Source organism: Pseudoalteromonas sp. H105 (assembly GCF_001469215.1).
GTDB lineage: Bacteria > Pseudomonadota > Gammaproteobacteria > Enterobacterales > Alteromonadaceae > Pseudoalteromonas.
This window is the reverse complement of record NZ_LOFH01000002.1, coordinates 264,849-278,600: the sequence shown is the minus strand read 5'-3', so window position 1 is coordinate 278,600 and position 13,752 is coordinate 264,849. Positions and strand designations below refer to the sequence as shown.

8 protein-coding genes are annotated in these 13,752 nt (G+C 39.5%); 2 read left to right on the top strand and 6 right to left on the bottom strand.

Going from position 1 to position 13,752, the window contains the following annotated elements; genetic code table 11:
- Positions 1–4: 4 nt before the first annotated feature.
- The 6 genes from glgC to ATS75_RS04755 are packed head-to-tail and all read right to left on the bottom strand — an operon-like array spanning position 5 to position 10,376.
- Positions 5–1,306, bottom strand: a complete 1,302-nt coding sequence (gene glgC, locus ATS75_RS04780) for a glucose-1-phosphate adenylyltransferase (protein ID WP_058559289.1) — start codon at positions 1,304–1,306, stop codon at positions 5–7.
- A 14-nt stretch (positions 1,307–1,320) separates the two neighbouring features.
- Positions 1,321–3,831, bottom strand: a complete 2,511-nt coding sequence (locus ATS75_RS04775; RefSeq protein ID WP_058559288.1) for a glycogen/starch/alpha-glucan phosphorylase — start codon at positions 3,829–3,831, stop codon at positions 1,321–1,323.
- A complete protein-coding gene (gene glgX, locus ATS75_RS04770) occupies positions 3,824–5,878 on the bottom strand; it encodes a glycogen debranching protein GlgX (protein WP_058559287.1) in 2,055 nt (684 codons plus the stop codon). Before glgX ends, ATS75_RS04775 begins: the two co-directional genes overlap by 8 nt.
- Positions 5,862–8,084: a 1,4-alpha-glucan branching protein GlgB gene (glgB, locus tag ATS75_RS04765; RefSeq protein WP_058559286.1), complete on the bottom strand. Its 2,223-nt coding sequence runs from the start codon at positions 8,082–8,084 to the stop codon at positions 5,862–5,864. Before glgB ends, glgX begins: the two co-directional genes overlap by 17 nt.
- Positions 8,085–10,067, bottom strand: a complete 1,983-nt coding sequence (gene malQ / locus ATS75_RS04760; RefSeq protein ID WP_058559285.1) for a 4-alpha-glucanotransferase — start codon at positions 10,065–10,067, stop codon at positions 8,085–8,087.
- A 9-nt stretch (positions 10,068–10,076) separates the two neighbouring features.
- Entirely contained in the window at positions 10,077–10,376 is a 300-nt protein-coding gene (locus ATS75_RS04755; RefSeq protein WP_058559284.1) for an isoamylase early set domain-containing protein, read from the bottom strand.
- Between the two features lie 472 nt (positions 10,377–10,848).
- Between ATS75_RS04755 and ATS75_RS04750 the strand changes: the two genes are divergently transcribed.
- Both ATS75_RS04750 and ATS75_RS04745 read left to right on the top strand, forming a co-directional pair.
- Complete coding sequence (locus ATS75_RS04750) at positions 10,849–12,768, top strand: putative bifunctional diguanylate cyclase/phosphodiesterase (RefSeq protein WP_058559283.1); 1,920 nt, start codon at positions 10,849–10,851, stop codon at positions 12,766–12,768.
- 69 nt (positions 12,769–12,837) lie between these two features.
- Entirely contained in the window at positions 12,838–13,749 is a 912-nt protein-coding gene (locus tag ATS75_RS04745; RefSeq protein ID WP_058559282.1) for a hypothetical protein, read from the top strand.
- Positions 13,750–13,752: the final 3 nt, after the last annotated feature.

Sequence of the window (13,752 nt, the reverse complement as noted above, 5' to 3'; positions counted from 1 at the left end):
CAGCTTAAGCTAAACGTTTCTTTTCTTGCTCTTGGCATTCAATTTTTTTGGCAAGCTCAGTTAACATGTCTCTGGTAACAAGCACAATACCTTTATTAGACACCCTAAAGCCATTTTCTTTATCGGCTTTTTCGTCATAACCAATTTCCACACCTTCAGGAATTTCACACCCACGGTCAATAATGGCACGGCGTATTCTACAGTTACGATGAATAATTGCCCCTGGTAAAATGACTGACTCTTCAATTTCACAATATGAACGAATATGAACATTAGAAAACAACAAGGATTTTCTTACAACTGACCCTGAAATTATGCAGCCGCCTGAAACGGTTGAATCGACCGCCATACCTCTTCTATCGTCATTATCAAAAATGAATTTTGCCGGTGGTAATTGCTCCTGGTAAGTCCAAATTGGCCACGTTGGATCATATAAATCCAATTGTGGTTCTGGCATAACGAGTTCCATATTGGCTTCCCAAAATGAATCTATCGTACCTACATCGCGCCAATAAGGTTGGCCTTCATGTGCGGGATCTCTAAATGGAAATGCAAACACGTTATGCTCTTCAATAATTGAAGGGATAATATCATGACCGAAATCACGGCCAGACCCCTCATTTTCAGCATCTTTTTTTAATTGCTCAAATAGAAAGTCGGTATTAAATACATAATTACCCATTGATGCTAAACACGTACCGGGTTTACCCGGAATAGAACTTGGAGAAGCTGGCTTTTCATCAAAACGTTTAACGCGTTTTTCTTCGTCAACGGTCATCACTCCAAAGGTATCTGCCGCCTCTTCACAATCAACTTCGATACAACACACGGTCATATCTGCACCAGTTTCAACATGCTTCGCCAATAATGCACCATAATCCATACGGTAAACATGATCGCCTGACAGAATCATCACATATTTTGGTAATTCATGACGGATAATATCCATATTTTGAAATACAGCATCAGCAGTTCCGCAGTACCATTCGTCACCATAACGCTGAGATGCTGGTAATATCTCTACCGATTCACCCAGTTCTTTTTTGAAGTGACCCCAAGCACGGTTAACGTGGCGGATTAAAGAATGCGATTTGTATTGTGTCGCAATACCGACTCGTCTGATGCCTGAATTAATACAATTCGACAACGGAAAATCAATAATTCGATGCTTGCCACCAAAATAAACAGCGGGTTTAGCACGCCAATTAGTTAACTCATGGAGTCGCGATCCTCGCCCTCCTGCTAAAATAAGCGCGTAGGTTTCTCTTGTTAAACTACTTATGTAACGATTTGCATAACTTGGCATAATTTATCTCCGTATTAATCTGTGCTGATGTTCGTTTTATTTGCTGTTAAAGGTGTCAAATGCCAAATTTCATCGCTGTATTGGCTAATTGTTCTATCACTTGAAAATACGCCGCTGGCGGCCGTATTTAATATACTCATTTGTGTCCAATGTGGTTGATTTTGATACGCGCTCTCTACGTCACGCTGTGCTTTAACAAAGCTCTCAAAATCATGAGCAACTAACCAAGGATCGTGCGGGCTTTTAATCGCGCTGATAATGTCATCAAACAGACCTGGTTCAAATAAGTTAAAGTGTCCGCTTTCAAGTAGTTGCATTACATTAAGTAAATCAGGTGTAGAGTGAATAATATGCAATGGATTATAGTTTTGCTTAATAGACTCTATTTCTTGTGCTTTGGCACCAAATAAGAAAAAGTTATCTTTGCCTACCGCATCCCTGATTTCGATATTTGCACCATCTAGGGTACCTATTGTCAATGCACCATTCATCATGAACTTCATATTACCTGTTCCTGATGCTTCTTTACCGGCCGTGGATATTTGTTCCGATAAATCCGTTGCAGGACAAATAGTTTCCATTGCTGTCACATTATAATTAGGTAAAAACGCAACACGTAAATAAGGTTGGGCTAATGGGTCTTTGTTAATGACTTCAGCAACATTATTAATCAACTTTATAATGCACTTGGCCATGTAGTAACCCGGTGCGGCTTTACCACCTAGCAGTACACAACGTGGTACTAAGTGTTCTGTATCACCGCGGCGAATACGATCATAAAGGTGGATTACGTGTAGCACATTTAATAGCTGGCGTTTGTATTCATGAATTCGTTTTACTTGCACATCAAACAGCATATGTTTATCAAAATCGACGTCACAACGTTCTTTGACCAGATCAACCAAACGTTGTTTATTTTCTAGCTTTACTTGCTGCCATTGCGTATGAAATTGTTCGTCATCAAAGTAGCGACGCAGCTGGCTAATCTTCGCAAACTCACCCACCCACTCACTGCCAATTTTATCGCTAATAAGTTGGGTCAATTTAGGATTGCAATGAGCAAGCCAACGCCTAGGTGTTACCCCATTGGTTTTATTATTAAACTTATCAGGCCACAACTCGAAGAATGATTTAAATAACCCCTCTTTTAATAGCTCTGTGTGCAACGCGGCGACACCATTAACAGAATAACTCCCTACAATCGCTAAATACGCCATGCGAATTTGCGGCTCAGGTCCCTCTTCGATTAACGATAGCGCTTGCTGTTTTGAAACATCCCCTGGCCACGCTTGCGCCACTTGAGCAAGAAAACGGGCGTTTATCTCATAGATAATTTCTAAAATACGCGGTAATAAGCGAGAAAATAAAGATACAGACCACTTTTCAAGCGCTTCAGGTAATAACGTATGATTTGTGTACGCCATTGTAGCGGTTGTAATTTCCCACGCCTTGTCCCAATCAAGCTCGTATTCATCAATAAGTAAACGCATTAGTTCTGCAACAGCAATACTCGGGTGCGTGTCATTGAGTTGAAAGACATGATATTCAGCAAAATCACTGAAATCCTCACCGTGTTGCGATACCCAACTTGCAATCGTGTCTTGTAGACTTGCAGAGGATAAAAAATACTGTTGGCGTAGCCTTAATTCCTTGCCATTTTCACTACTGTCATTAGGGTACAACACCATTGTAATTTGTTCGGCTAAGTTTTTATGAGCGACGGCTTCAGAATAACTGCCCGCATTAAACTCACTTAAATCAAATTCATCGGTGGCCTCTGATTTCCATAACCGTAAGGTATTTACAATATCATTTTGATAACCAGGGATAGGCACGTCATAGGGTACAGCAAGAACATCATGCGTATCTAACCATTGTCGGTGCTCACGGCCATTTTTATCGGTATAACACTCTACGTGGCCAAAAAACTTGATGCGTTGAGATTGCTCAGGTGCACTTAACTCCCACGGATGCCCTTCGCGGAGCCAATTATCTGGTTGCTCAACTTGATGACCATTTTCAATAGATTGATTAAACATGCCATATTCATAACGAATGCCATAACCCACAACGGGTAATGCAAGGCTTGCACAGCTATCTAGAAAACATGCAGCTAAGCGCCCTAAGCCGCCATTACCTAGGCCTGCGTCGTGTTCTGCTTGGGCAACATCTTCAATATTAGTACAATATTGTTGTAATGCTTGGCTTACTTGATCGTCTAAATCTAGATTTAAAATCGCATTACCCATGGCTCTGCCCATTAAGAACTCAAGTGAGATATACGCCGTTTTACGACGCTTTTCACTGTTCATTTGTTGCTTAGTAGCACGACACCGAGCGACAAGGCGGTCACGAATAGTAAATGCCAGTGCATTGTATAAATACAACTGAGACTTACCTACTTTGTCACGCCCTAACGTGTAATAAAAGTGCCGCGATAAATCGTCTTCCAATGTACTTTCATCAATCAAAGGGGCATCTTGCCAGCCCTTTGCAACACATATTTTTTCACTGTTCTTAGCCATGACATTCGCCTTCTAAATTAGCTGAAAATACCCAACTGCTATGCGCAGCAACTTCAAATTGTTTTGTATCTTTTAAAACACTTTCTTCAATGCTTGTAATGTTTAGCTGCCAATTACCTTCAGTGATTTCAGGAAGTGTGCACACAACGGTTACATCACTTGCGTTTAATATGATTAGTAATGCAGATTTAAGTTGCACGTCATGTAAGCTATACATTAAAAATTGCTTACTGCCATCATGCCAGTCACTTTCTTGCATTGGCATGCCAAGTTCAGTAAACCACTGTACTGCAAATCTTTTGTCTGTGTCATGTAAGAAAACACGGTGCTTAAATACACAATGTTTTTTGCGTAATCGTAAAACGTCATCAATAAATCGTGTTAGAGGATGGCTGCGTTGAGAGTCTTTCCAAGCAAGCCAACTCATACGATTATTTTGACAATAGGCGTTATTGTTCCCCCCTTGCGAATGCCCCATTTCACTACCAGCAGCAAGCATTGGCACGCCTTTAGACAATAACAATGTGAGCAACATATTTTTTTGTTGCTGCAAACGTAAAGTGGTAATTTCCGGGTCATTACTAAACCCTTCAATACCGCAATTGAAAGAGTAGTTAGCACTGTGCCCATCTCGGTTTTGCTCACCATTGGCTTCATTATGTTTTTCTTCATAACTGACCGAATCCGCAAGCGTAAAACCGTCATGACTGGTGATAAAATTAATACTATTAAGCGGGCCTCTTAAGTTATGATCAAACAAGTCGCACGATCCATGTAATCGCTTAGCTAGCTTTGGCAACATATTTTGTTCGCCACACCAAAAACGCCTTACAACATCACGATATTTGTCGTTCCATTCGCGCCATGGCGCCGGGAAAGCCCCAAGCTGATAACCACCTGGGCCAATATCCCAGGGTTCTGCAATAAGTTTAACTCTAGATAAAACAGGATCTTGATTGATAGCTTGTAAAAATGCATGTTGCTGACTAAAACCGTGAGCAGTTCGAGCTAAAATTGAAGCTAAGTCGAATCTAAAGCCATCAACCCCCATAACTTCTACCCAATAGCGTAAGCTATCAAGTACCATTTTTAAGCTATATGGATCGTCAATGTTAAGTGTGTTACCACAGCCTGTATCATTAATATAAACCTTCGGGTCTCCTTCAACAGAGCGGTAGTAACCGGAGTTATTCAACCCACGCCACGATAACAATGGACCATCGATTCCAGCTTCAGCAGTGTGGTTATAAACCACATCTAGAATGACTTCGATCCCTGCATTATGCAGCTCCGTGACCATTTGCTGAAATTCAGCTATTTCATCATCAACAAGGTAATCTTTATGAGGGGTGAAAAAGTTTAAGCTATTGTAGCCCCAATAGTTTTGTAAGCCCTTTCCTGTTAAAAATTGCTCACTGATAAAACTATGCACCGGTAACAATTCAAGCGTCGTAATACCCAGATCTCGCAAATGTTCAATAAACACAGCGTGACTTAACCCCAAATATTTACCTCTTAAATGCTCAGGTATACTCGGGTGGCGCGCAGTTGCTCCTTTTACATGGCACTCATAAATGACTGTTTTGCCCCAACTATGGTTAGGTTTAACACCTTGGTATGGCCGTAACTGCGTCACTTTTGATTTCGGCATATCAATGGCGTTATTTACAGCACTTAATGTGCCAATAGGCATTTGACTATAATGGCGCTCACTCCATGTAAATTCACCAAATAAGTCCTTTGCATATGGGTCTATTAATAATTTTTGACTGTTAAAGTGAAGCCCTTTTTTAGGCTGATAATCACCTTCGGCACGATAACCATATAAAGTACCTACTGGCAGCGGGCTTATACATAAACTCCACACCCCGCCTTCGTTGTTGTTCATCGCTAATTTAAGCACTTCGGTATGCCCACTAGCATCAAATAAGCAGACATACAATTGCTTCGCCGATGGTGCATAAACAGCAAAGTTAACGCCATTATCTTTAATTGACGCACCTAAAGGGCTAATTTCCCCTTGGCTTAACTCAATTGATAGGCTCATTGCACACCTTTTTCAGATAGACTGTTGCAAGCGGTGGTAACGTTATTAATACACTATTTTGATGGCCATGACTCGGTGATGCTTCAGCTTCTATTAAACCGTCACTAACCTTAACCCCAGAGCCAAAAAATAACTCATCATCGGTATTAAGCACCACTTCAAACTGCCCTTTTGACGGCACGCCGATTTGATACCCTTGGTATACATTAGGTGTTAAGTTACACACCACCACAACATAATCTGACGCTTTTTTTGCATAGCGAACAAAACTAAAAATACTTTGTTGCGCGTTTTGGTTATCGATCCAACTAAAGCCTGCGGGTTCTGAATCTAACTCATACAAAGCTGGTGTAGACTTATAAACCTTGTTTAATGTTTTTACGGTGTTTTGGATACCATTATGGCTTTGGTGTTCTAATAGGTGCCAATCAAGGGATTGGTCATGATTCCATTCTTTGCGCTGTGCAAACTCTCCGCCCATAAAGAGTAACTTTTTACCCGGGTGTGACCACATGAAGGCATAATATGCACGTAAATTTGCGAATTGTTGCCAATCATCTCCTGGCATTTTTTCAATCAGTGAACCTTTGCCATGCACCACTTCGTCATGACTTAATGGTAAAATGTAGTTTTCACTAAATGCATAGACCATTGAAAATGTCATTTCATGGTGATGGTGTTGTCTGTAAAGTGGGTCTCGTTGCATGTAATGCAAGCTGTCATTCATCCAGCCCATATTCCATTTATAACCAAAGCCTAAACCATCATGATCCACTTGGCGGGTCACTCCTGGCCATGCGGTTGATTCTTCTGCAACCATCATAATGCCCGGGTTATTTGCATAACTGCGAAGGTTAACTTGCTTTAAACACTCTATTGCGCCGAGGTTTTCTCTACCACCATAACAATTGGGGACCCATTGCCCTTCTTCACGGCTGTAATCCAGGTACAACATTGACGCAACTGCATCAACACGCAAACCATCAATACCAAACTCTTCCAGCCAAAACATTGCGTTCGCAACTAAGAAACTTCGTACTTCGGGCCTGTCATAATTATAAATATACGTGTTCCAATCAGGATGAAATCCTTGTCTTGCATCTGCGTGTTCGTACAGGTGTGTGCCATCGAAACAATGTAAGCCGTGCGGATCACTTGGGAAATGCCCGGGAACCCAGTCAACTAACAGCCCAATATTTTCTTCGTGGCAACGCTGAACAAAATACCTAAAGTCATCAACACTGCCAAACCGACTTGTTGGAGAAAATAACCCAACAGGTTGATAGCCCCATGAGCCATCAAAAGGATATTCACTAATAGGCATTAATTGAATATGAGTAAAACCGGTCTCTTTTACATAATCAATAAGGTGATCCGCAAACTCATTGTAACTTAAGTAGCTATTATTAATTTTTCGTTGCCAAGAACCTAAATGCACTTCATAAATACTGATTGGGGCATTGATAGCATTTCGTTGCGCTTTTTGCTTTAGCATTTTACTCGTTAACTTGATTGCACCTAATTGCGGCTGCAATACAGAGGCGGTACCAGGTGCTTGTTGCATTTTAAACGCAAATGGATCTGCTTTTTCGAGCACATCACCATTGGTTGTTGTAATAGCATACTTATAACACAGACCTTCTTTAAGCTCTGGGATAAAAATATCCCACACGCCTGAACCGGGATTAAAACGCATAAAGTGATGATTTCGTTGCCAGTGATTAAACTCACCAATGACTGAAACACTACTTGCATTAGGCGCCCAAACACTAAAACGAACGCCATCAATCTCACTGACACGCATAAAATGAGCCCCTAAATGGCGATATGCATGCTCAAGCGTGCCTTCATTAAATAAATACATTGCATGCGTATCTAGCGCACTTGGAAGGTTATATATATCACGCTGCTGGATTGTACAATCGGGATAGTCAATGATGAGTTCATAGTCATCGCTCAGTGATGATGCTACATGTGCAATAAAGAGATCCGAATCCATGTAACGAGTACAATTAAATACCTCATCTTTTGATTTAACACTGACGCTTTTAGCTCCAGGAAAAAAACAACGAACACAGTGCTTACCATCTTGGTCTTTATGCGTGCCTAAAAAACTAAATGGATCTTTAAAACAGCCACGCGATAGCGCAGATACTTGCTGATTATACTGATCGGATACTGATTTAATTTGAACAGAACTGTTCATTTAATACGTCCTTATTGAATTTATTTCACTAAGCAAATTAGCATGTTCTTTTAAAATTTCTGCAGATGGTTTAGAAAGCACTCTACGCCAATTGGGGTATTCTTTATCTGTACCGGGTATATTTACTGGGAGTATTTGCTCATCCAAATCATCTAACTGAATTGCGAAAAGTTGAGCCTGTGAATATGCTAGACTTAATGTCAATGCTTTATATATAACTTGAGCTTGCGTATTTAGGGTGTAGTCAGGATGACCGCTTTTCTCTAAAAACCGTAACATTCTTTGCTTTTCAACTTGGCGTGATTCAATGCTTTGCAAATGTTGATCATCATCAATCAATCCATATTGAACCTTTAAGCTTAAATCGCTGGCTTCCCACCAAGCAAAAAATGGTGGCACATCATGGTTAGCAATCATTAACAAACAATGTGAATCAAATGCTTCAGCAGATAAAAATTCATTGTGTTGATCTTTCTCAAAATAAAATAAGCTATTTGAAAAAATGGCTTTCTCTGCAAGCGCTGCTTTTACTTCGTGAGGCACAACACCTAAATCTTCCCCAATTACAATACATTCATTTAGGTGCGATTCAATGGTTAAAATGGCTAATAAGTATTCAAAAGGATAATAAACATAACACCCATCTTGTTGACCATGCTTATGAAAGCACCACCATAATCTACGTATGGCCATTACATGATCAATGCGCAACCCCCCCACGTCTTCCATATTAGCTTTTATAAGCGCTCGATAAAAAGCAAAGTTATTTTCACCCATTTTCAACGGGTTTAATGCTGGCAAGCCCCAGTTTTGACCTTGCTCAGCCCACGGATCTGGCGGTGCGCCTACATGCGCATTTTCAGCGAATAGGTGTTGTTGAGTAATAAACTCTCCCCCATCGCCAGCACAGCCGACGGCTAAATCATTAATTAAACCTATTGCCATTCCGCTATCTCTGGCGACTTGTTGACATTGTTTTAACTGAGTATGCGCTTGCCACTGTAGATAGCTAGCAAATTCTACATCATGCTGCTCTAGCGTTGCTAAGGTTGTGCAATGTTCGCGACAAAAAAGTGAAAATTGCGTTTTTCGGTCACGGTTATCATCAACAATAAACTTGTTGTACAAACACTTAAGAAGCTGGTATTTGAATTGAGTAACCCTCGTGTAATCAATATATTGACTGTCGCCCTCATGCGCCTTGTGGCTTTTGAGAAGTTGACTCAATTCAGAGTTATCATGTGCATCCTCACACAAAGAAATAGCAATGTATAATGGGTTAAGTAAAGCGCGGTTATTTGGACTATAAGGGCTTGCTCTTTCGGGTTCGTCTGCAAAAAGTAAATGCAATGGATTAAGTAATATATAATCAAGTTGCAAAGCTGCACTGTGGCAAGTCAATTCCATTAAATCGGCAAAATCACCTATCCCCAATCCAGCCTTATTTTTTAAGCTATATAACTGAATTGATAAGCCTGTACGCTTTTTGTTAGGGATTTGAAAACTTTGTGTGGGGGTTGCCCAAATTTCCGTCGAGACTGTATTATTATTAATAGAAACTTTAGCACTATGATACCCAACTGGGAGATTAGGCAACCGAACTTGTAACTCTAAATAAACGACATCGTTGAAGGTGTAATCCCCTGTTTGCAAAAGGGTTTGCAAGCTGACTTCTAGCGGCTCAATATCTAGACTTTCAAAAGAAATATGACAAACGTGGTGTAATAATCGCTGATCAACACGCACTTTTAAAGCCGGTGCGTCGCTTTGAACTAGGCTACAACTAGGCACATATTCTAACCATTTAGCAGCGTCTAATGAAATATTTAAATGCTCTATTTGTTGAGCGTCCTCAGTGTTTACACCACAGCAATTAAGTGCAGCTGAACGTGTATCTTGTTCAAAAAATACCTGTTCCCCTGTGTATTTAGTGTATTCGTAACCTATACCATGCAGATAAAATAACTGCGAAAGTAAATCCATTATATTACCTTACACTCGTTGAGTATTAACAATGCTGTTTTCAGTGCCAAAATTATTAGCAACATACCCATCTGCTTGATGGTCGTTATCCCATGTAGTCCCATCGATCAAGTACCTAAAATGAAACTCTTGACCATTTGGCAGACGTTGCTTTAATTTGAAACACCGTTGCTTCTTATTAAATTTCATAGCAACAGGCTGCCAATCGGTAAACTCTGCAACTAATTGGACTTCCTGTGCATCAGGGTGACTAAATTCAAATGTTACTTCAGCTTCATCTTTGGTTTTAAAAAAACGTTTACTTAACATAGCGGGCTCCAATTAAACTTCATGTTTATTTATCCTTGCTACCGTGCCAGTTCAACTTCTCAACATGTGCCGGGTACGAATATAAGTTAATCAAAATTATATTTATGCTTTATGACAGTGCATTAAAAAAAACACTGCACAAATATGGTGCAAAAGACTATTTTATACAGCCATATTTATCTTCTCATACTGAATCTGCAAGAACTAAACCATAGTTCAATTCTCGAACAAATCCTCCTAACCAAAATAGATAACATATACAGATTCGTAAAGTGAAATAAACTAAATTAAAACTACGCTAAAATTCAACAAACACAGTAGATTAAGTACTCTAAAGTTTAAATTGACGTTTTTTAAACTTAGTCTCCTTGAAAAGTTTGTCTCTTTAACTCACACACTATATACTGAAAAAAAGTATCACCCCTCTTCGCTATAATCATAATAAAATAGGGGGTCATTATGGCTTAGTAGAATGATAAAATTTTTCCGTATAATCAGTATTGCTTTAATTACTCTAATCGTATTTTGTTACGGCTTAAATATCTTGTTAACAAAGCAAGTCAATAGTATAAACCCCCAGCAATCGAGTATTGCTATACGCGCATTCCCAATAGCACAAACTCAACTTGATATGCCTCCTTGGTATAACCCCGTTTTAAGTGGACACAGTGTAATATCAACAAACGATCATGATTATTTGCTAATAAAAATTAATGATTCAGAATTCGTCACTGCGCAATATTCGTCGTTACTTTTTGCTACTATTCTCTCTCCTGCAAATCTCATTATTTTAATCCTTATGGGCTTTTGGCTAACTTGGTATTTAGGCAACTTGCAACGTGCCCGACGTGAGCAAAAAGTGATCGAGCAGCTAAATGTTCAGACAGACAAATTACTGAGTTCATTTAAAATCCAATTGCCGTCGCTAGAAGTAGTCAACCCAGTGACACGGTTAAGCCAAGGCTTAGCAGCCTTAAACACACATATCGCAACATATGCCAGAGAAACACAAACCAGCATAAGCCAAGACAAGCTGACTCAACTTATTGATCGTCATGCGTATATTGAACACCTAGACCGACAATTACATACAGCAGAGCTTGAAAAAATGCACTGCGCACTACTGTTTATTGATTTAGATGGCTTTAAACAAGTAAATGATTCATTTGGCCACAGCTTTGGCGATGAAGTGTTAATTCAAGTTGCCGAGCGACTTGCTAGCGTATTGAGAAATCATAAGCTGAATGATATCAACTCAACCAGTATGCTAGAGCAAAATTTAGCCCGTTTAGGTGGCGATGAGTTTTCAATTTTTATTAATGATATTGATAGCGAGAGCAAAACTCTAGATGTAGCGCAGAATGTGCTGAGTGAAATTGAGCGAGATTTTGTTTTAGGTAATAAACTAATAAAAATAAGCGCAAGTGTGGGCGTGGCAGTTTACCCTGAAAGTGCATCGACACCCCATGCATTATTGCAAATGGCTGATGTTGCAATGTACAGAGCAAAGACTGACGGCCGTGGTATTTTTAAAGTGTATTCGCCTGAGATGGGCAACAAGATGCGTCGCTACCATTATCTTCTTGAAGAGTTACGCTTAGCTATTGCATGCCAAAACTTTCATCTTTCATTTCAACCCATTGTCCATGTTGAAGATTGTGCTATTGACTATTTTGAAGCCCTGGTTCGCTGGGATCACCCTGTAGAGGGGATGATATCTCCTGTCGAATTTATCCCAATTGCAGAAGAGTCGAATCTAATACTGGAGCTTGGTGATTGGATTATGCTTGAGTCATGTAGACAAATGTCGGCATGGCATAATGCGGGAATGCGCAAAGTAAAAATCTCTGTTAACGTTTCAGGAATTCAATTAAAACACCGCCCAATATATGATTGGGTTATGCAAAAGCTTGCAAAAACGGGCTTACCTCCTTCTGCCCTGATGCTTGAAATCACAGAATCAACACTGATCACGGCAAGTAATAGTATCATCAGAGAGTTAGAAAAACTAAGAGCCGAAGGTGTTACTATTGCAATTGATGATTTTGGTACCGGCTTTAGTTCTTTAAGCACGCTGGCTGATTTACCTATTGATGTTCTAAAGATAGATAGGCTATTTATTGCTCAAGCAAATGAAAATCCAAAGTATAATGAAATTTTAAACTCTATCAGTGAACTTGGTTCTAAATTAGGATTAAAAATTGTTGCCGAAGGAGTTGAAGAATTAGCGCAATTTGATCTTGTTAAACGCTTGGGGATCAGTAGCGTTCAAGGTTACTTAGTCAGCCGTCCAGAATCTTCTGTTAATGTCGGCAACAAGGTGTTGCAAGGCAATGTCAATCATATCGCTGCTACCGGAACTGGTGTATGGCAAATTGAGCCTAATGGATAATGCGCTAAAATAGTATTTATCCATCAAATACAGCATAATAACTAAATATTTATCCCTTGCTGATCACTTATGATTAAAAAAAGCTTGTTTACACTCGTCATATTTATCCTACTTATTACAGCTGTTATCCTAGGATCATCAATATATACTCTCTACAGCAAAAAGAGGCTGACTGTTGATGCTCGACTTAAAGAAATATCGGGTATCGAATTTGATAAAGCGAAACACCTTTGGGCCATTAATGATGGTGGCGATGATGCAAAGCTTTATAGACTCAGTGAAGATGGTTCAATTGCAAAAGAAGTGTTGGTTACCAATGCTAAAAATATAGATTGGGAAGACATAACACAAAATGATTTTGGTCATTTTTTCTTAGGAGACTTTGGCAATAACACACAAAAACGCCGCTGGCTCACTATCTATAAAATAGAAAACCCTATTGATATAAAAGGTAATTCTACTCAAGCTGAAATTATTAAATTCACTTACCCTGAACTTGATGACCAACCAGTCGCACCTAATAAAAGAAACTATGATTTAGAGGCGTTCGTTGCATTTGGCAGGCATTTATATCTGTTTACAAAAAATAGAACTAAGCCCTTTGATGGTATCACCAATGTATATAAAGTGGGTGATCATGCAGCAAACTTCGATGCTCAACTTGTTGATTCATTTAAAACATGTACCACTATGGAAAAATTGTGTTGGATCACCTCTGCTGCTTTAAGTCCCAGCCGTAAAAAGTTAGTCTTGCTTGATTCTACTAGTATTTGGTTGTTTGAAAACTTTGAAGGCGATAAATTTTTCTCTGGCGATGTATCTCAAATTGACTTAGGAATAGTCACTCAAAAAGAAGCTATTACCTTCTATGATGAAAACACACTCGTGTTTACTGATGAAGAATTTAAAGGCATTGGCGGCAATGCCTATGTTATTAAGCTCGATGAAACAACAAAAAAGGTAATAAAAAAATTACCTTAACGG